Genomic DNA, 19,070 nt, shown 5'->3' with positions numbered 1-19,070 from the left:
CCCACGTCGCTCGGACAGACTGACGAACACCGTAGTTGCGACGCCGTCTCGCGAGTGCGGTCGCGCCGAACTCGCAGTCAAGAAGGAAGGATTAAACGCCATCGATGAATACGTATCTGCCGCCAGAAATGACCGGAACACGGGTAGCTACTGAACGGGGTATCGACCGGCAGCGGGCCGCTGCCGGGCGGAGGAGCGGGCGATGAGTAACAGCGACCTCTCCGCCGACGAGATCACGCTTCCGATCAAACGGACCGACGGGGACACCCTCGAAGAACGCCTCACAGGCAACGCCTACCACAACATCCTCCCGGCGCGCTATCTCCGGAAGGACGCCAACGGCGACCTCGTCGAGGAACCCGAGGACCTCTTCGAGCGGGTCGCGAAGAACATCGCGCTCGCCGAGGCCGTCTTCGAGGCGAACAAGCGCGGCGTCGACGTGACCGTCACGCCCGACCAGCTGAAGCCCGACCACCCGCGGCGAGACGAACTCGCCGACGAGGTGTTCGGGAAAGGGACGGCCGTGGACGACGACGCCGAGACCGAGCTCTCCGTCTACAACGTCAACAAGTTCGCCTACGACACCGTCGTCCCGGAGCTCCCCGACGACGTTCGCGACCACGTCGAGTCCGTCGCCGACGCGTTCCAGGACCAGATGGAACAGCTTTCGTTCATGCCGAACTCGCCGACGCTGATGAACGCCGGCGACGAACTCCAGCAGCTCTCTGCCTGTTTCGTCGACTCGCCCGGCGACGACATCGACGACATCCACCAGACCGCCAAAGAGGCCGCGCAGGTCTTCCAGTCCGGCGGCGGGATGGGCTACGCGTTCTGGAAGCTTCGCCCGTACGGCGACCCCGTCGGCTCCACCGGCGGCATCGCCTCCGGGCCGATCACGTTCATGCGGACCTACGACCAGATGTGCGAGACCATCGCGCAGGGCGGGGCCCGCCGCGGCGCGCAGATGGGCGTCATGCGCGTCTCCCACCCCGACGTCATCCAGTTCATTCACGCCAAGAACAAGGACGTCTCGCTGGCCGAGACGCTCCGTCTGAACGACCCCGACGACTTCACGCACAACTCCTTCGCCGAGGCCCTGGAAGAGGCCCGTGAGCTCATCGACGAGGACGGCAAGGTCCCCAAGCACCTCCGCAACGCCGTCGAGGGCCACCTCTCGAATTTCAACATCTCCGTCGGCATCACCGACGACTTCATGGACGCGCTCCAGAACGGCGAGGAGTTCACGTTCACGAACCCGCGCACCGAGGAACCCCACGTCGCGACGGAACAGACCGAGGAACTGTACGAGATGTTCGACCTCGGCGAGTACGTCGAGGCCGGCGAAGTGCTCTCCATCCCCGCCGAGAAACTCTGGGAGCGCATCGTGCAGGGCGCCCACGAGAACGGCGAACCGGGCGTCATCTACCTCGAACGCGTCAACAAGCAGCACTCCTTCGACGTGGAGGAACACCCCGAGCACCAGATCCTCGCGACGAACCCCTGTGGCGAACAGCCCTTAGAGGAGTACGAGGCCTGTAACCTCGGTCACATCAACCTCTCGACGCTGGCCGCCGAGGACGCGCCGGACTGGCGCGTCTGGTCCGCCGAGCACGGCGACGAGTACGACTCGACCGAGGCGGCAATCGAGGCGTTCCTCGAAGACGCCATGGACTGGGAAGAGTTCGACCGCCGCATCGAACTCGGCACGCGCTTCCTCGAGAACGTCGTCACGATGTCCGACTTCCCGGTCGAGAAAATCGAGCAGAAGGTCCGGGAGATGCGCAAGATCGGCCTCGGCATCATGGGGCTGGCGCAGCTGTACATCCAGCTCGGCGTCGCCTACGGCACCGACGAGGCCAACGAGATCGCGCGCCAGACGATGCGTCACATCAACCACGGCTCGAAGGCGACCAGCCACGAACTCGCCGAAGACCGCGGCGTCTTCGAGGAGTGGGACAACTCCAAGTACGCGAACCCGACCGAGTACCGCGAGTGGTTCGAGAAGCAGACCGGCGAGGACGCCGACGACTGGGAAGACGGCTACCCGATCCGCAACCACAACACGACGACCATCGCGCCGACCGGCACGACCTCGATGATCGGCAACACCACCGGCGGGTGTGAGCCCATCTACAACGTCGCCTACTACAAGAACGTCTCCGACGACGTCCAGGGCGACGAGATGCTCGTCGAGTTCGACGACTACTTCCTCCGTGCGCTGGAGGACAACGACATCGACGTCGAGGCGGTCAAGGAGGAGGCCCAGGAGCAGATGGCGAACAACGAGTTCGACGGCGTCGACGGGCTCACGACGGTCCCGGACGCCATCGGCGAACTGTTCGTCACCACGGGTGACCTCTCGGCCCGCCAGCACGCCGGCATCCAGGTCGCCTGTCAGGAGGGCGTCGACTCCGCCATCTCCAAGACGGTCAACGCCCCGAACGACTCCACCATCGAGGACGCCGCCGCGGTGTTCGAGTACATCTACGACCACGGCGGCAAGGGCGTCACCTACTACCGCGACGGCACCCGCAGCAAGCAGGTGCTGACCACGCGCGCCCAGAACACGGAGTTCGCCGACATGGACGCCGAGGAGGTCGTCGCTCAGATCGAGGAGGTCTTCGGCGGCATCGAGGGCTTCCTCGAAGACGAGGCCGTGCAGGCCGCCATCGACGACTCCGTCGCGGAGATCCTGAGCGTCGCCGACGGCGACGCGGACGCCGAGTTCGCCAAGAAGCAGTCCCGGCCGGACGTGCTCCACGGCGTCACCCAGCGCATCGACACCGGCTACGGGAAGCTCTACGTCAACATCAACGAGGATCCCGAGGCCGACCGGCCGTTCGAACTGTTCGCCAACATCGGCAACTCCGGCGGCTTCACGGCCTCGTTCACCGAGGCGCTGGCCAAGACCATCTCGACGGCGCTGCGCTCGGGCGTCGACCCCGAGGAGATCGCCGACGAACTGCAGGGCATCCGGTCGCCGAAGGTCGCCTGGGACAAGGGCGAGCAGATCCAGTCCATCCCGGACGCCATCGGCACGGCCCTGCGGCGCTACCTCGACGGCGAGGTCGACAAGGCCTACCCGCAGCAGGTCACGCTCGAAGAGACCGCGGAAGACGAGGACGGCGAGGTCTCGGAGACCGACGCCGCGACTCAGACTGATGGCGGCCCGCAGGCGAAGACCGCACAGAGCGACGCCGCATCCGGCGATCAGCAGGACATCATCGACGCCGGCGAGAGCCCCGAGTGCCCGGAGTGTAGCTCGCTCTCGCTGTACTACTCGGAGGGCTGTAAGACCTGCGAGTCCTGTGGCTGGTCCGAGTGCTGAGTCGGCCGACTAACTGGGGACAGTGACACACGGAGTCTGAGTTCGCATTTCGCCCGCGGTTCGTTTTTTCCGTCGCTCGCGCCGAGCGTCGGCTACCGGAGTTCGGTAACGTCGTAGACGCCGGTGACGGCCGTCTCTTCTGCTGTCGCCGTGATCTCGTCGCCTTCCTCGACCGCTGTGTCCGTGACGAGCGTCACCGGTTCGATGGGCCGGCGGCGGAGGAAGGCCCACACGCGCTCGACCCGCGACGGCCGCCCGCCCTTCCGGCAGACGACGACGTAGCGCGACTCCGCGAGCGACGCGAGGTCCGGTTCGAGGTCGTAGTCGTCGAGTTCCTCAGGGCCGACGACGTGGATGACCTCGCCGGCGATGGTCTCGCCCATACCCGTCGCTTGCGGCCGGACCGGTATGTGTCGCTCGCTTCGTTATGCGTACCGCTTCGACACCCACCCGGACGGGCCGTTCGGATACGGGTCGGCCTCGGCCTCGGGCTGGACCACCCCGTCGCGGTCGATCATCCGGACGACGACGGTGTGGCCGCCCGCGGGCGGGTCGTAGGTGTACTCCCACTGCCGCCAGGCGTCTTCGGCGCGGCCGTCGCCGTCGACCGCCGGGAGCGGGTCCGAGAGGGTCGCGTCGCTCCACGTCTCCCCGCCGTCAGTCGAGACCTCGACGCGCTCGACGCCGCGCAGACCGGCGTAGGCGTGACCGCCGATACGACGGCGGCCGTCGTCGAGCAGCGACTCGTGGTGGAGCTTCGCAACGGGGGTCACCGGGCCGGTCCCGTGCCAGCCCCGTTGCTCCCAGTAGCCGTCGGCCTCCCGCTCGAGCACCTCGATCTCGGTGAGCCACTTGACGTTGATCTCGCCCCAGTGGCCCGGCACGAGCGCGCGGACGGGGTAGCCGTGGCCGCGGGGGAGGACTTTGCCGTTCATGCCGTAGGCGAGCGTCCCCCGCCGGAGCGCCTCGATGGGGAACTCCTCGAAGTAGTCGTCGTCGGCGCGGAGCATGACGCAGTCACAGCCGCTCTGGACGCCGGCCTCGTCGAGCAGGCTGGCCACGCGGACGCCGGTCCACAGCGCCGTGTCCATCTTGTGGCCGTTGAGCTGTTCCCCGACGCAGCGCAACGTCTCGAAGCGGTTCTCGGCCTGCATCGACAGTATCTCGTCGTAGTCGACGGTGATCTCCTCCTCGACGGCCCCGGTGATCGACAGCGACCAGTCGTCGGCCGACAGGTCGGGGTCGATGGAGTTGATGTCGACCTCGTAGAAGCGCTCGCTGACCAGCGGGTCCATGCCGGCGAGATCGAGCGAGGCGTCCTGTGCGATCGCGAGTTTCCGCTGGATGTCGGCCACGTCCGCGCTCCCGTCCGGGAGCGACGGCGCGTCGTCGCCGGTGGTCCGCGGCGATCGTCGCTCGCCGGCCGCGTAGCCGACCAGCGCCGCGCCGAGGGCGACGCCCGTCGTCGAGAGCGCCCGCCGCCGCTTCGAGGAGACGGGCGCGACCGGCCCGCCGAAGTGATCGAGGGCCTGTGCGACCGCGACGACGGCGGCCGCGGCGACGGCCGGCCCAGCGGCCAGGACGACCTCGCCCGTGAGGACGACCGCGACGCCCCACGTCAGGCCGGCGGTCCCGGCGGCCGGTAGTAGCCGACTGTTCACGGCCCGCCCGGTGAGGATGGCGGCCCTCGCGGCCAGGCCGACGAGCAGGCCGGTGAGACAGACCGCGAGCAGGAGATTGAGCTGCTGGCCGAGGCTGCCGAGCGTCGAGATGGCGGCCGAGACGACGATTCCGGGCATCGTCCGCGTGAGCGCGCGCTCGACCGGCGACACGACGAACGCCGGGGTGTAGCCGGTCAGGGCGTACGAGCCGGCCAGTCCGGCGACCGCTGCGGCGGCGCTGACGAGGAGGCGACCGCCGCGCGAGTCGAGCAGTTCGTCGGTCATGTCCGAACAGAAGCGCGCTCGGTCAAAAGGCGTTGTTCCAAATTCGGTCCCACTCTGTTCCGAAACACCGGAAGAGCGAAGCCACGCGCCGCCGTCGCTCCCGATATGTCCGAGGAGACCGGCGGTCGCCCGTGTCCGCTGTGCGAGCGGGCGATGTACCACCGCCACTGCAAGTACGTCTGCCCGGAGCACGGCGTCGTCTACGACTGCGCGGACACGTTCTACTGAAGGCAGTGAGTCGACGGGACACGTCGACCGCGGACTCGCTGTCGGGTTTATTACGATGGAACAACGACGTGACTGATAATGAGTAGCCACGGTGGTGAGATCCGCGTCCTGCACGTCGACGACGACCCCGATCTCGGCGACCTCGTGGCGCTTCACCTCGAACGGGTCCACGAGGACCTCACCGTCTATACCGAGCGGCGGGCTGTCGACGGCCTCGAACGGCTGTCGGCCGAGCCGTTCGACTGCGTCGTCAGCGACCACGACATGCCGGGAATGGGCGGGCTCGAGTTCCTGCGGGCCGTCCGCGATGACCACGGTGACCTCCCGTTCATCCTCTTCACCGGGAAAGGAAACGAGGAGATCGCGAGCGACGCCATCTCCGCCGGCGTCACCGAGTACCTCCAGAAGGGGATCGGGACGGACCAGTACACCGTGCTGGCGAACCGCATCGAGCGCGCCGTCGGCGAGCGGCGGGCGAAGACGGCGCTCGAAGAGTCCGAACGGATGCTGTCGACGCTCATCTCGAACCTCCCGGGGATGGTCTACCGGGCGCGCAACGAGGCCGACTGGCCGATGGAGTTCGTCAGCGACGGCGCAGCGGAACTGGTCGGGTACCGCTCCGAGGCCATCGAGCGCGGCGAGGTCTCCTGGGGCGGCCTCATCGACGAGTCCGACGCCGACCGGCTCTGGCAGACCGTTCAGACGTGCATCAAGGCCGGCGAACCCTTCGAGGTCTCCTATCAGGTCGAGACGGCCGACGGCGAGACGCGGTGGATGTGGGAGCGCGGGCGAGTCGTCGACGAGACCGACGACGGCGTCGAACTCCTGGAGGGGTTCATCACCGACGTGACCGCCCGGAAGGAACGCGAGCGGGAACTGACGGCCGAGCGGGAGTTTTCCGAGAAGCTCATCAACGCCATCGACGACGCGTTCTACCTCGTCGGGACCGACGGCTCGCTGATCCGGTGGAACGACGTCGTCAACGAGGTGACCGGCTACACCGACGAGGAACTGGCCTCGATCGACGTGTGGGACCTCGTCGCGGAGTCGCATCACGACGAGATCGGCCGCGCGATCGAGCGGACCCTGGCGGTCGGCCACGGGAGCGTGGAAGTGCCGCTGGTGACGGCCGACGGCGACAAACTGCTGTACGAGTTCCGGGGCTCGGCGATCGACGACCGGAACGGCGAGACAATCGGCGTGGCCGGCATCGGCCGAGACATCACGGAGCGAAAGCGCCGCGAGCAGAAGCGAAAGCAGTACGAGACACTGGTCGAGAACGTCGGCGACCCGATGTACGTCCTCGACCCCGACAGCACGATCCGCATGGCCAACGAGGCGATGGCCGATCACCTCGGCTACGACCGCGACGACATTGTCGGCTCGCCCCCCAACCGATTCATGCCCGACGAAGACGTACAACGAGGGACCGACCTCATCCGCGACCTCGTCCGCGACGACGAGCGCACGTGGGGTTCCTTCGAGATGCGGACCGTCGACGCCGACGGGACGATCAGGATCAACGAGGACAAGGTCGCCCCGCTGTTCGACGATGACGGAGCGTTCGTCGGGTCGGTCGGCGTGTTGCGCGAGACGACCGAGCGAAAGGAGCGCGAGCGCGAACTCGAGCGCTACGAGACGATCATCGAGGCCGTCGGCGACCCGGTGTACACGCTCGACGACGAGGGCGTGTTCACCTACGTCAACGAGGCGATCGAGGACATGACGGGCCACGAGCCCGACGCCCTCGTCGGCGCGCACATCTCGACTGTGATGAGCGACGAGGACATCGCCCGCGGCAACGAACTCATTCGGGAGATGCTGTCCGACGCTGATCGGCGGAACGTGACCTTCGAGACGGAACTCGTCGACGACGCGGGCGACTCAACACCGGTCGAGATTCACATGGCGCTCCTGCCCGCGCCCGCGGGGGAGTTCGCCGGGACGGCGGGCGTCATCCGGGACATCAGCGAACGGAAGGCCCGCGAGCGACAGCTGGCCGAGTTCGCGTCCGTCGTCAGCCACGACCTCCGGAATCCCCTCAACGTTGCTGACGGCCGGATCTCGCTGGCTCGCGAGACTGGTGACCTCTCACACCTCGACGCGGCGGCCTCCGCCACCGACCGGATGAGCGAACTCATCGACGACCTGCTGTCGCTTGCCAGACAGGGAGCGACGGTTGGCGAGACGAGCGCCGTCGACGTCGCGGCCGCGGCGTCGCAGGCCTGGGGCGACGTGGACACCGGCGAAGCGACGCTGAGCAAATCGGGGTCGGTCACCGTCGAGGCCGACCCGGCCCGCCTCCGAGAGCTGTTCGAGAACCTCTTTCGAAATGCTGTCGAACACGGTGGTTCGGGCGGGGAGACGCCCGATCCGCTCGTCATCACCGTCGGTCGGACGGACGACGGCTTCTACGTCGCCGACGACGGTGTCGGCATTCCGCCGTCGGAGCGCTGCCAGGTGTTCGAACGCGGCTACACGACCAGCGAGCGTGGGACCGGTTTCGGTCTCGCTATCGTTCGGGAGATCGCGGAGGCCCACGGCTGGTCGGTCGATCTGGCCGAGAGCGAGGCCGGCGGCGCGCGCTTCGCGTTCACGACGGCCCGGGGCGATCGGTGACGTGCCGGTAGGCCGGGCCGGCGAGCACCAGCACGGCCAGCGCCGCCGACAGCAACAGGACGTGCGGGAGCGCGTCGACGCTGAGCCCCGTGAGCGTCAGCGACCGCAGCGACGCACCGGCGGCCACTTCGACGGCGACCCACGGAATCTCGCCAAGGAAGGTCCCGACGGCGAACGACCGCGGCGAGACGCGCGCGAACCCGGCCCCGTAGGAGACGGGGTCGGCGGGGACAGGCGAGAGCCGCGCCGCGAGGACGCCCCGCGTCTCGCCGGTCACTTCGATGATACGCCGGCCGGAGTCGCCCAGCCAGCCGAACATCCCGCCCTGCTCGCCGGCCCGCAGCGCGAACCGGTAGGGGATGAGACAGGTGACGAGCGCGCCCATCAACGCCACCGGGAAGCCGTACCCGACACCGAGTACGAACCCGACGAACGCCGACAGTGGCATCGTCGGCCACGCGAAGAACGGTCGGACCAGGTACAGCCCCACGATGACGCCGGCGAGGTAGACGGGGTGGTCCGCCAGGTGCGTGGTCTCGGCCACGACCCGCTCTGGGGTCAGCAGCGTCGTCGCGGCCGCAACGACCACCACCAGTGCGGTCGTGCTCACCAGTTGTCGCTTCGCGAGGCGGTCCATCTATGCTACGGAGCGGTAGCGAGCGACAAACGCTTTGTGGTATCTTTTATGTTCGCGAGGTCGAATCGGCGTTCGTGCCCGGGAGCGAACGCGACCCGGTCGAACTCGGCGTCGAACTGCTCGCCCACCTCGAACACGGGGAGCTGTCGGTCGCCGACGCCCTCGACCGCATCGAGACGGTGACCACGAACCCCCAGGTCCAGCGGGAGATCCTCGACACCGCGGTGATGCGCGGCATCGTCGAGCGCGAGGACGGCATGGTCCGCCCGCGGTCCCAGGGAACCTACGTGGAGTTCGAGACCGACGTGGTCGTCCGCGAGGGCGAGTTTACCTGCCAGCGCTGCGGCTCCGCAATCGGAACCGGCCACTTCGTCCAGTTCGAGGGCGGCGAACTCGGGCCGTTCGGCTCGACGTGTATTCGGAAGGTGTTGGGGAGGGAGTAGCGAGGGGCGCGACCGAAGGGAGCGGCCCTCGTTATAGCGAGCGGCGAACGAAGTGAACCGCGAGCAAGCGGCCCGTGGTCGGGGCGACCGAAGGGAGCGGCCCTCGTTATAGCGAGCGGTGAACGAAGTGAACCGCGAGCACGCGGTCCGCGGAAGACGTCGCCACTCGCGGTCACGGAACACTGAGCGCTACGCCACGGCGAGAAAGTGCGACTGCCGTTCGGTTAGCGGCCCTGTCGGAGCTCTTTGATGAGCTGTTTGATCGTCCGCTCTTGCTTCTGGAGCTGCTCGTTCTGTTGCTCGACGGCGGCAGTCAGTTCCGCGACCTGGGCTTCGAGGTCGGCGATGTCGCCGTCCGATGCGGTCTCGACGGCGTCGGTCTCTGCGTCGCCTGCGACGCCGAGTGACTCGGCCCCCTGGCTGCTGGCCTCGGCGGCTGTGCCGGCACTCCCGTCTCGGTCGGGCTGTGCCGTCGCGGTTTGCGGGTCAGAACCGTCGCCGGATTCGTCGGCGTCGTCGCTCACCAGCGGGTCGATGCCGCTGTTCAGCCCGAGGCCGTCACCGGTCCCGTTCCCGCTCTCGTCGTCGGCCTCGTCCACGGCGACTTCGGCGTTGAGTTCGCCGAGCGAGTCGACCTCGTGGTACGAGAACAGCGCTCCCTCCAGCGTCTTGCGGAGGACGGGAGCCTCCTCGGAGGGGGCTTTGATCCGCTCGGGGCGGTCGTTGAACGAGAGGACGATCGCAGTGGCGACGCTCCCCTCCTCGAACGACAGGCTGGTGACGTCGTCGAAGGAGAACGCCTCGTAGTCGGCGTCCCAGGTGACGTTCCCGATGTGTTTGAGCAACTGGCGCTCGGTGACGACCAGCGTCAGTTCGCTGAACCGGAAGACGCCGGCGAGCGTCTCGTCGTCGGCGATGCCGCCCGAGGCGGTGAGTTTCCCTTCGAGCAGACGCTTGAGGACGGCGTCGCCGCGGCTGCCGGGGACCGATAGCTCGCGCTTCTCGCTGGTGTAGACGAGCGTGAACTTCGTCTTTCGTCTCCCCTCCGAGACCGTGAGCCGTTCGAAGTCGTGGGGATAGCTCTCGACCTTCTCGTCGCTGAGCAGCCCCTCACCGCGGTAGACGAGCGTCCGCGTCGGCGTGAAACAGGCCGCGTCCTCGTCACCGAGGTTGACGCCGGACCGGACCTCCTCGTCCCCGAGTTCCTGCCGGACGAGGTCTGGTATTTCCATACTGCCTGCATACCTGCGTGGTGGCTTAAATCCGCGGGTCGATTATCAGCGGCTATCACGGCCGAATCGACCGCACACCGTGAGACGGCGACCCAGTCTCACCGGAGATGAGAACCTTCAAGACGGCTAGCGGCCAACGGCTGAATGCACCCGCGCCCGGGTGGCTTAGCTGGACATAGCGCCGCACTCATAGGGTCTTTCGACTCATGCGGCACTTCCACCGACATGACCCAGGGGCGCTCGTCACGCCCCGGACCTGGGCCATGCGGAGATCGAGGGTTCGGAGCCCTCCCCGGGCATTCCTGTTTCAACGACACTTCCCGATAGTTTCGCTCACAGCGTGTTTTCGGCCGCCGTTCGATTTAGCCAGTCAGCGCCCGATGTCTAGTGACTCGTGGATGTCGGTACGTACGTTGTCGCTTCGAACGAGCGTCTAATCGCACCAGTCGCATTCCTGTCGTTGCGTCGAGTACAGTGTATTTTCGGCCAGATCGTTCGAGGGTCTCGTTCGGTGCCAGAACGTACGTTCCTCCCGGCTGGTCCGCTAGCTCGGTTGGCGGGACTCCCTCGTAATGTCGGTCCGCGAAAAATGTAAACCTCCACACCTTTCCGACGGCGGGGGTGATGGCTATCGTCGCGTCGGGAGGGGTCACCTTGCTCGCCGTTTGACCGAGCTGTTCCGTCTCGGTGAACTGCGGCTGGCTATTTCCAGCCGGGGGAGTGCCGACAACGGTTGCAATCAGGAGCACAGAGACCAACAACGCAACGGTCACGCGCTTGATTTGCCGACTGCCAGTGGTTCGTTCAGGGTCAGCCGAGTCGGCGTAGTACGGAAAGCAGACAACAGTGGTAAGGCCGATACTGAGTATGAGTCCTATCACCGACACACCAGTCATTGCGAGGAGAGTGACCAGTCCGATGCCGAGACCAGCCCCTGAGAGGACCGAGCCGCTGGCCGCGTCACTAACGGCCAGACCGATGAGTAGTGCGCAGGGGACGAACATCGAAATAATATACCAGCTATGGTTTCCGGTGACTGCAAAGAACCCGAGCGTTGTCGTCGCCCACCAGATGAGTAAGAGTGGCCCGGAAGTTCTGTCGGACCGCTTGCCGGAGAGAACCGTCCCAGCGGCTGCCGGTAATAGCAGGTACGTCCACGGGTCAAAGAACGCCGGGAACTCCGCAAAATACGGATATCGCATAAATTCGAAGAGCGTCCTTGACGAGGTGGCGAAAGATTCTCCGGTGGCCCGCTGGAGGACCTGTTGCAGAAATATCTGGTAGAGGAAGTCGTCCCCGTGCTGGATCCACGCGTATACCGGCCACGGGAGTACGACAGCGATCGTCAGTCCAACCATCTTTGCGCCCTCGAGAGAGAGAAACATCTTGATACGAGACAGGGCGAGCGGCGCACTGGCGATTACAAAGATTCCGGCGTTGAAACTTTTGGTCAGTAGGGCGAGCCCAGCGGCCACTCCAACGTATGGGAGTAGTGAGGGACGATCTTCAGTGAGTGCCCGCCAAGTGAGGTACAGAAATAGTGTGCCGAAAAACAGCAGTGGAACGTCTGTACTAGCAGTTCGTCCACCGTGGCCCTTAACGACGACAATCGGCGTTGTAAACAGGATCGTCGTGGCGACAACCCCAGCCAACCGATCTCTCAGCACTGCACCGAACCGATACACTACTACCCCAGAGAGTACTCCGAAGAGACCGACCGGCAACCGAGCTGCGAATCTCGTGACACCGAACACCGACATGGAAATGCCCTGAAGCCAGAACACCAACGGAGGTTTCTCGAGAAACGGCTGGTACCGGATACCGGGTTTCTGTGGATGGATGTACAGGTGCGGGATGAGCCAATCACCGTTCGTGACCATGTTCCGGGCAACGTTCGCGTAAATACTCTCGTCCCATCGCGTGAGTGGTTCCGCTCCAATATTGTAAACAAACACGTACAGCCCGAGAGCGATCAGCGCGGCAATAATCCCGTAATCGATAATTTCTATACGCTCATACTCACGCAACCAGACGGAATCTGGCCACTGGAGACGTTCCCTGTTGAACCATTGGGTTCGATTAGCCCCCTCAGTGATCGAATCAGACCTTTGCGTGAGGGAGTCATCGGTTGCAGTCCTTCCTGTATTTGCTATCTGCGGCAGGCTTCTCGTATCACTTGACTTCGAGTTGGGAGTGTCAGCCACTCGCTCCGTTTCGATAGCGTCGATAAACTGTGTCAAGGCCTCCTCGTCGGCCGGTGTCCACTCGGCCTGAGGATCAAATACCTTCGCCACTCGTGATATCATTTCCTCGACCTTCTCGTCTTCGATACCGTGTTCGTCTCCAATACGTCGGAGGTATTGCCGTACCGTTTCACCCGACTTACGCGTTAGACCAGTTCGTTGTACGATTTCCTCGACTCTGGGATTAGACATCGCTGGCTCCTTCGAGTACGTTCCAGGTGAACAGGCACTCCGCAACGTAATTGATCGTCATCCCGATCCCAATCCCAATCGTGTTTGCGACGACCGGCCAGATGTCGAATCCTTCGAATACGAGTGTGATTGCTACGATGCTGGTCAAGACGTACAGCGTTGCGAAAGCGGCGGCAAGGCCGACGATTCGGACAAAGTGAGATTTCTGCCACCGTCTGATAGTGGACACCTTATCGGAATCACCCTCGTTGGCAAACGTCCAGCGGTCGTTGATCACGAACATCGTCGAGATAGACAGTTCCGCCCCGGCCGCCTTGGCCAGAAGTGGACCGATTCCAAGTGCCCCAGCGAGTACTGCCACGACAGCTGTCTCCAGCGTTGCCCCGACAACGCCGACGGAAGCGAACCGACCAATCCGAGCCCGATGGAGGAGGGAGTCGAGCCGAGAGCTAATCGCCATCATTACCGATTTTCATGAGCTTCGAGTGGTCGGTGGGCGTCGCGTTCCGGTGTCTCGGACTGGTCGCAATTGCATCGGTACGGCGTTTTACATCGACGAGTGCGGTCGCCAATTCCAGAGATGTCGCGATCGGGTCAACTGTCGAATCGGGATGGTCTTCCCAGTCGACCGGGACTTCGGCGATCTCGTATCCGAGGGAGCCTGCGACGCTGACGAACTCCAGATCCCACGCGAAACCGGGTTCGTAGCAGTGGTGACCGATCGAACACCACGCGTCTGCCCGGACGGCCTTCGCACCGCACTGATAATCCTGGCAGTTCGTCGGAAGTACTGTTCGGGCTGCGAACGCGAAGGCGTCTCCGAGTAACTTCCGGACGACTGTCTGATGGGCGACAATGTGAGACGATGGATGCCGTCGAGAGGCGATACTGACGTCTGCTGTCCCCGCTTGACACTGCCGCACCACATCCCGAAGCGAGTCAGGCGGCACTGATCCATCTGCGTCCGCAAAGGCGAGGATATCAGTATCGACGGCATCAAAACCGGCCATTATCGCTCCGCCTTTCCCGCGGCGGGTAGTAGCGACGTTCACCACATCGGCAGTCTCCTCGAGTTGGTCGACGTGCGCTTGGCGAGGAGTGTCTATTTCGACACGGATTGTCTGTGGCCCGAGTTCGTCACGGATCGACTGGACGTACTGCTCTAACGTGAGAATGTCCGGGTCGTACGCAGGGATGACGATTCCCACTGAGTCAGTAGTGCCCATTGTTCCCTCCCAATGATAGAGATCCCATCGTTCAAATGATCAGATATACTTACAATTCCAAAAACCCATTCCTATTGGTATTTTAATAATATTAGGACAGCATCATCTTCTGAGCCTATGTGGCCGTCGGAGAGAGAAGAGGGCCAAGAACGCTGGTCTGGAACCTTGTGAATTGAGCAGTCTCAGAATCGCCTCACGTAAACAGGGCCGATACTGCCCAAGAAATTGAAAAGTGACAAAAATATCGTATTGTGGCTGGTTGGTACCGATCAAGAGGACAGTAGATCGGTCGTCGTGATAGTTCTTCAATGAGTCTGGTGTGCTTCACAGATGTGGCTCAATAGACCCGCGATCTCCTAACGGTTGTCGCCAACCGGTCACTCCGCGTCGCCGTCCATCTCCGACTCGTCACTGCGCGCGTCGTATCCGTACGCCTCCAGCGCGAACGCCGCCGACACCTTCCCGAGTTTGAGGTCGCGCTCGATAGCGTCTGTCGCCCGGTCGTCCGGGTCGCCGTAGCCGCCGGCACCGGGCGTACGGATGCTGACGGTCGTTCCGGGCGGCAGATCGTGGGTCGATTTCTGCGGGAGTCGCGTCTCCGTTCCGTCGGGGTCGATGCGGACCCCGCTCCCGGACTCGCCGTCGCCGCCGCCGAGCAGGCCGTAGGGGCGGTGGTCGTGGCGGTCGGCGAGCAGGCTGAAGGTGGCCGTGTGGTCGCGGACCTGGATGTCTCGCCGGAGCCCGAGACCGCCGCGGAACTCGCCGGCACCGCCAGAGTCCTGCCGGAGTTCGTAGCGGGTGACCCGGAGGGGATAGGCGGTCTCGAGCACCTCGGCGGGCGTGTTCATCGTGTTCGACATGTGGACGTGGACGCCGTCCATGCCGTCTCTGCCGGCGCGGCCGCCGAAGCCGCCGCCCTGCGTCTCGTAGAAGGCGTACGGCGAGCCGTCCCGCGGGTCCGTGCCGCCGAAGGTGACGTTGTTCATCGTCCCCTGGGACCCGGCGACGACCCGCTCGGGGACGACCTCGGCGAACGCGCCAAGCACCACGTCGGTCACGCGCTGGGAGGTCTCGAGGTTGCCGCCGACGACGGCCGCGGGCGGTTCGGGGTTGACGATGGTTCCTTCCGGAGCCACGACGCGTATCGGTCGGTAACAGCCGTGGTTCGGCGGGATGTCGGGGTCCGTGACGCAGCGGACGGCGTAGTAGGTCGCGGACGCCGTGACCGCGAAGACGGCGTTGATCGCACCGGTCGTCTGCGGGGCGGTCCCGTCGAAGTCGACGGTCACCTCGTCGCCGTCGACGGTCACCGCGGCCTCGATGGGGAGGTCCTCGTTGCCGGTCCCGTCGTCGTCGAGCACGTCGGCGAAGCGGTACGTGCCGTCGGGCAGCGACTCGATCTCGGCGCGCATCCGCCGTTCGGAGTAGTCCGTGACCTCGTCGAGGGCGGCGGCGAGCCGGTCGGGGCCGTAGCGCTCGACGAGGTCGGTGACGCGCTCGCGGCCCGTCTCGTTGGCGGCCTCCTGGGCGCGGAGGTCGCCGCGGCGCTCGTCGGGCGTGCGCACGTTCGAGCGGATGAGCTCGAAGACGGCCTCGTTGGGCTCTCCCGCCTCGAACAGCTTCACCGGCGGGATGCGAAGCCCCTCCTGGTAAATCTCGGTCGAGTCCGCGGCGACGCTGCCGGCGCGCGATCCGCCGATGTCGGCGTGGTGGGCGCGGTTGGCGGCGAAGGCGACCAGGTCGGCCTCGTGGAACACCGGCGTCACGAGCGTCAGGTCAGGGAGGTGAGCGCCGCCCTCGAAGGGGTCGTTGAGCAGCACGGCGTCGCCCGGGTCGAGCGTCTCGGGCGGGAAGCGGTCGACGGCGGCCCGCACCGAGAACGGCATCGCACCGAGGTGGACCGGCATGTTCTCGGCCTGTGCGACCATCTCCGCGTCGGCGTCGAACAGGGCACAGGAGCAGTCGCGGCGCTCCTTGATGTTCGGGGAGTAGCCGGTCCGGACGAGCGTCGCGTTCATCTCCTCGCAGACCGCGGCGGCGGCGTTACGGGTCACTTCCAGCGTCACCGAGTCGACGGCCCCGTCGTCGCTCATTGGCCCACCTCCACGACGAGACTGCCGTACTCGTCGACCCGCACCGACTGTCCGGGGCGGACGACGACGGTGCTTTCGGCCCCCTCGACGACGGCCGGTCCCTCGAATCGCTCCTCGGCCGGGAGGCGCTCGCGGTCGTAAACGCGCGTCTCGACGGCGTCGCCGTCGAAGGTGACGGGACGCGTCGCCGTTATCGCGTCGTCGAGGCTCCCGTCGGCCGTCGTCGCCCGCAGGTCCGGCGGGTCGACGAGGCCGCGCGCCCGCGTCCGGAGCGTGACCAGCTCGACCGACTCGTCCGGTGAGGCGTGGCCGTACCGCTGGCGGTGGCGTTCGTCGAACCGCTCGCGGATCGCGTCCATCGCCGCCTCGTCGACCGTCTCCGCCGACACCGGGATCGATAGCTCGAACGACTGGCCGACGTACCGCAGGTCGACGGTGTGCTCGAACCGCATCCGCTCCGCGGTGAACCCCTCAGCGGTCAGTCGCTCCCGGCCGGCCTCGGCGAACTCCTCGAAGGTGGCCTGCAGGTCCGTCGGCGAGACGGCAGCCCACTCGCGGACGCGTGAGGCGCTGTAGTCGTAGAGGGCGTCGCTGATGAGCAGGCCGAGCGCGGAGAGCACCCCCGCCGTCCGGGGGACGACGACCCTCGGGATGTCCAGTTCGGCCGCCAGCGTCGTCGCGTGGAGCGGTCCCGCGCCGCCGAAGGCGACGAGGCCGAACTCGCGGGGGTCGTGCCCGCGCTCGACGGAGACGACCCGGAGCGCCCGCTCCATGTTCGCGTTGGCGACGTCGAGGACGCCCTGTGCGGCGGCGTCGACGGAGCGGCCGAGCGGGTCCGCGAGGTCGGCCTCGAATCGCTGCCGGACCGTCTCGACGTCGGCGTCGAGGTCGTCGGAGAGGAACGAGGCCGGGTCGAGACGGCCGAGCAGGAGGTGCGCGTCGGTGATCGTCGGTTGCTCGCCGCCGCGCCCGTAACAGATCGGCCCGGGGTCCGCACCGGCGGACTTCGGTCCGACACGGAGCGCGCCGCCCTCGTCGAGCCAGGCGATCGAGCCCCCGCCAGCGCCGACGGTGTGGACGTCGATCATGGGCACCGAGACGGGGTACTCGCCCACTTCGACGTCGGTCGCCACCAGCGGGTCGCCGCCCTGCACGAGCGACACGTCACAGGAAGTCCCGCCCATGTCCATCGTCACGAGGTCCTCGACGCCGGCGAGGCCGGCGACGTACGTCGCGCCCTGCACGCCCGCCGCGGGACCCGACAGGAGTGTATTCACCGGGCGCTCGCGTGCGGCGTCGGCGGTGATGAGACCGCCGTTCGACTGCATGATCCGCAGGTCAGCACCGATTCCCGCCTCTCGGACCCGCGATTCGAGGTTCCCGACGTAGCGGTCCATCACGGGCTTGAGGGCGGCGTTCAGCGCCGTCGCCAGCGTCCGTTCGTACTCGCGAATCTCCGGCAGCACGTCACTAGAGAGCGAAAAACTACAGTCGAGCCCCTCCGTCGCCGACAGGATTTCCCTGACTCGCCGTTCATGCGTCGCGTTCTCGTAGGAAAACAGCAGGCAGACGGCGACGCTGTCCACGTCCGCGTCGGCGAGCGTTCGGCCGAGCGCCCGGACGGCGTCCTCGTCGAGCGGCTCGCGGACCCGTCCGCGCTCGTCGAGGCGCTCTGGGACCTCGTAGCGGCGGTGCCGCGGGACGACCGGTTCGGGCTTCTCGGCCTGGAAGTCGTAGATGTCGGGGCGGGCCTGTCGGCCGATTTCGAGGGCGTCGCGGAAGCCGTCGGTGGTGACGAGCGCGGTGTCGGCCCACTCGCCCTCGAGGACGGCGTTGGTCGCGACGGTCGTCCCGTGACCGAAGAAGTCTACGTCTGTGAATCGCAGGTCCTCCCGTGACCGGATCCGCTCCAGGCCGTCGACGACGCCGCGTTCGGGGGCCGCCGGCGTCGACGGCGTCTTGGTCACTTCGACAGTCCCATCCGAGATCGTCACGAGGTCGGTGAACGTCCCGCCGACGTCGACGCCGAGCCGCGCCTCAGTGTCGTCCATCGCCACCACCGACGAAGGAATCGGACGTGACGGCGGGTGTCGTCTCGCGCCGTCGGCGTCGATGTCGCCCGCGACTGGATCGCTGTTCTGCCGGACGTGCCCGAATCCGCACTGGATACGGGAGTTCCATCGCCGGCGCGCGTTCGGCGTCTGCGGGAAGCGGTATCGTCACCCGGTCGGTCAGCATACCCATCCCTCTCCGGGGGAGTCCGTATACCCAACGGTCGGTCACAAAAGTTGTCCGCTCAAGAGACGCCGCTGCCGGGGAACTCCTGGAACACCGACTCGAAGTCGTTGATCTCCTCGACTACGGCGTCGGTCTCCTCGCGGAGCTCTCTGACGCGCTCGCTCACGGCGCGGTACTCGTCGCTCGCCTGGAGTTCGACGGAGCTCTTCTCCGTTTCCAGCGTCGCCTTCTTCGACACCATCGCGAAGTACTGCTGGATCCGTTCGTCGTAGGTCGTCCGCGCGAGCATCTCGGTGACGGTGTCGAGCAGTTCGCCCCGCGAGACCGGTTTCGTGAGGTACTCGTCGAACGGCATCTCGACGATATCGAAGTCCGGGTCCACCGCCGTCACCATCACGACCGAACACTCGACGGATCGCCGGTCGATGGCGTCGAGGACCTCGTCGCCGGTCATGCCGGGCATCTGTCGGTCGAGGAAGACGACGTCGACCGAGTCGTCGAGGCATTCCAGCGCGTCCGCACCGCTGGTGGCCGTCCGCACCTCGTGGTCCGATACCAGCCACGCCGAGTACAACTCTGCGATGTCGCGCTCGTCGTCGACGACGAGGACCGTTGCCTCCTTCGTTCCGTCACTCTCGTGCACTG

Annotated in this window: 14 protein-coding genes and 1 tRNA gene; 5 read left to right on the top strand and 10 right to left on the bottom strand. The window is 65.9% G+C overall.

Translation table 11 applies throughout. From position 1 onward, the window contains the following. Window positions 1-202: 202 nt before the first annotated feature. Window positions 203-3,328 (top strand): adenosylcobalamin-dependent ribonucleoside-diphosphate reductase, encoded by a 3,126-nt coding sequence (locus ACOZ4I_RS11130; RefSeq protein ID WP_423999504.1) that lies wholly within the window; start codon window positions 203-205, stop codon window positions 3,326-3,328. Between the two features lie 92 nt (window positions 3,329-3,420). Here the strand turns inward: ACOZ4I_RS11130 and ACOZ4I_RS11125 are convergent, their stop codons facing one another. Both ACOZ4I_RS11125 and ACOZ4I_RS11120 read right to left on the bottom strand, forming a co-directional pair. Continuing rightward, the gene (locus ACOZ4I_RS11125) at window positions 3,421-3,711 is read right to left on the bottom strand and encodes a DUF7526 family protein (protein ID WP_423999502.1); all 291 of its coding nucleotides are present in this window, start codon (window positions 3,709-3,711) and stop codon (window positions 3,421-3,423) included. Window positions 3,712-3,753: 42 nt separating this feature from the next. Next, window positions 3,754-5,274 (bottom strand): molybdopterin-dependent oxidoreductase, encoded by a 1,521-nt coding sequence (locus ACOZ4I_RS11120; protein WP_423999500.1) that lies wholly within the window; start codon window positions 5,272-5,274, stop codon window positions 3,754-3,756. Window positions 5,275-5,379: 105 nt separating this feature from the next. On the opposite strand from ACOZ4I_RS11120, the gene ACOZ4I_RS11115 reads away from it, so the two are divergent. Further along, window positions 5,380-5,502 carry an HVO_2523 family zinc finger protein gene (locus ACOZ4I_RS11115; RefSeq protein WP_423999498.1) on the top strand — a complete coding sequence of 41 codons (123 nt, stop codon included), beginning with the start codon at window positions 5,380-5,382 and terminating at the stop codon, window positions 5,500-5,502. A 78-nt stretch (window positions 5,503-5,580) separates the two neighbouring features. Further along, window positions 5,581-8,121, top strand: a complete 2,541-nt coding sequence (locus ACOZ4I_RS11110) for a PAS domain S-box protein (RefSeq protein WP_423999496.1) — start codon at window positions 5,581-5,583, stop codon at window positions 8,119-8,121. On the opposite strand, the gene ACOZ4I_RS11105 is transcribed toward ACOZ4I_RS11110, so the two are convergent. Then, window positions 8,096-8,758, bottom strand: a complete 663-nt coding sequence (locus tag ACOZ4I_RS11105; protein WP_423999494.1) for a TVP38/TMEM64 family protein — start codon at window positions 8,756-8,758, stop codon at window positions 8,096-8,098. The two genes, ACOZ4I_RS11110 and ACOZ4I_RS11105, sit on opposite strands and share 26 nt — an antisense overlap. Before the next feature lie 74 nt (window positions 8,759-8,832). On the opposite strand from ACOZ4I_RS11105, the gene ACOZ4I_RS11100 reads away from it, so the two are divergent. Further along, entirely contained in the window at window positions 8,833-9,201 is a 369-nt protein-coding gene (locus tag ACOZ4I_RS11100) for a DUF5830 family protein (RefSeq protein WP_423999492.1), read from the top strand. Window positions 9,202-9,425: 224 nt separating this feature from the next. On the opposite strand, the gene ACOZ4I_RS11095 is transcribed toward ACOZ4I_RS11100, so the two are convergent. After that, entirely contained in the window at window positions 9,426-10,433 is a 1,008-nt protein-coding gene (locus ACOZ4I_RS11095; RefSeq protein WP_423999490.1) for a DUF7115 domain-containing protein, read from the bottom strand. A gap of 154 nt (window positions 10,434-10,587) precedes the next feature. On the opposite strand from ACOZ4I_RS11095, the gene ACOZ4I_RS11090 reads away from it, so the two are divergent. Next, window positions 10,588-10,732: transfer RNA gene (locus ACOZ4I_RS11090), tRNA-Met, on the top strand. Window positions 10,733-10,795: 63 nt separating this feature from the next. On the opposite strand, the gene ACOZ4I_RS11085 is transcribed toward ACOZ4I_RS11090, so the two are convergent. The 6 genes from ACOZ4I_RS11085 to ACOZ4I_RS11060 form a co-directional block, all read right to left on the bottom strand. Continuing rightward, on the bottom strand, window positions 10,796-12,868 hold the full coding sequence (locus ACOZ4I_RS11085; RefSeq protein ID WP_423999488.1) for an ArnT family glycosyltransferase: 2,073 nt from the start codon (window positions 12,866-12,868) through the stop codon (window positions 10,796-10,798). After that, window positions 12,861-13,229, bottom strand: coding sequence for a GtrA family protein (locus tag ACOZ4I_RS11080; protein ID WP_423999486.1), 369 nt, complete (start codon window positions 13,227-13,229; stop codon window positions 12,861-12,863). Before ACOZ4I_RS11080 ends, ACOZ4I_RS11085 begins: the two co-directional genes overlap by 8 nt. Window positions 13,230-13,317: 88 nt before the next feature. After that, on the bottom strand, window positions 13,318-14,094 hold the full coding sequence (locus ACOZ4I_RS11075; protein WP_423999484.1) for a glycosyltransferase: 777 nt from the start codon (window positions 14,092-14,094) through the stop codon (window positions 13,318-13,320). 377 nt (window positions 14,095-14,471) lie between these two features. Next, a complete protein-coding gene (locus ACOZ4I_RS11070; protein ID WP_423999482.1) occupies window positions 14,472-16,187 on the bottom strand; it encodes a hydantoinase B/oxoprolinase family protein in 1,716 nt (571 codons plus the stop codon). Beyond that, window positions 16,184-18,238, bottom strand: coding sequence for a hydantoinase/oxoprolinase family protein (locus ACOZ4I_RS11065; protein ID WP_423999480.1), 2,055 nt, complete (start codon window positions 18,236-18,238; stop codon window positions 16,184-16,186). The genes ACOZ4I_RS11070 and ACOZ4I_RS11065 overlap by 4 nt, the downstream gene beginning before the upstream one ends. Before the next feature lie 245 nt (window positions 18,239-18,483). Next, entirely contained in the window at window positions 18,484-19,068 is a 585-nt protein-coding gene (locus ACOZ4I_RS11060; RefSeq protein WP_423999478.1) for a HalX domain-containing protein, read from the bottom strand. Between the last annotated feature and the right edge of the window lie 2 nt (window positions 19,069-19,070).

This window comes from Haloarcula salina (genome assembly GCF_049603855.1).
Classification (GTDB): Archaea; Halobacteriota; Halobacteria; order Halobacteriales; family Haloarculaceae; genus Haloarcula; species Haloarcula salina_A.
The sequence above is the reverse complement of the archived record's forward strand: the minus strand, read 5'-3'. Positions and strand labels throughout refer to the sequence as shown.

Coding starts and splice junctions, on each gene's coding strand:
- ACOZ4I_RS11130 (WP_423999504.1), top strand. CDS start 203: ATGAGTAACAGCGACCTCTCCGCCGACGAGATCACGCTTCCGATCAAA.
- ACOZ4I_RS11125 (WP_423999502.1), bottom strand. CDS start 3,711: ATGGGCGAGACCATCGCCGGCGAGGTCATCCACGTCGTCGGCCCTGAG.
- ACOZ4I_RS11070 (WP_423999482.1), bottom strand. CDS start 16,187: ATGAGCGACGACGGGGCCGTCGACTCGGTGACGCTGGAAGTGACCCGT.
- ACOZ4I_RS11110 (WP_423999496.1), top strand. CDS start 5,581: ATGAGTAGCCACGGTGGTGAGATCCGCGTCCTGCACGTCGACGACGAC.
- ACOZ4I_RS11105 (WP_423999494.1), bottom strand. CDS start 8,758: ATGGACCGCCTCGCGAAGCGACAACTGGTGAGCACGACCGCACTGGTG.
- ACOZ4I_RS11115 (WP_423999498.1), top strand. CDS start 5,380: ATGTCCGAGGAGACCGGCGGTCGCCCGTGTCCGCTGTGCGAGCGGGCG.
- ACOZ4I_RS11095 (WP_423999490.1), bottom strand. CDS start 10,433: ATGGAAATACCAGACCTCGTCCGGCAGGAACTCGGGGACGAGGAGGTC.
- ACOZ4I_RS11085 (WP_423999488.1), bottom strand. CDS start 12,868: ATGTCTAATCCCAGAGTCGAGGAAATCGTACAACGAACTGGTCTAACG.
- ACOZ4I_RS11120 (WP_423999500.1), bottom strand. CDS start 5,274: ATGACCGACGAACTGCTCGACTCGCGCGGCGGTCGCCTCCTCGTCAGC.
- ACOZ4I_RS11075 (WP_423999484.1), bottom strand. CDS start 14,094: ATGGGCACTACTGACTCAGTGGGAATCGTCATCCCTGCGTACGACCCG.
- ACOZ4I_RS11065 (WP_423999480.1), bottom strand. CDS start 18,238: ATGGACGACACTGAGGCGCGGCTCGGCGTCGACGTCGGCGGGACGTTC.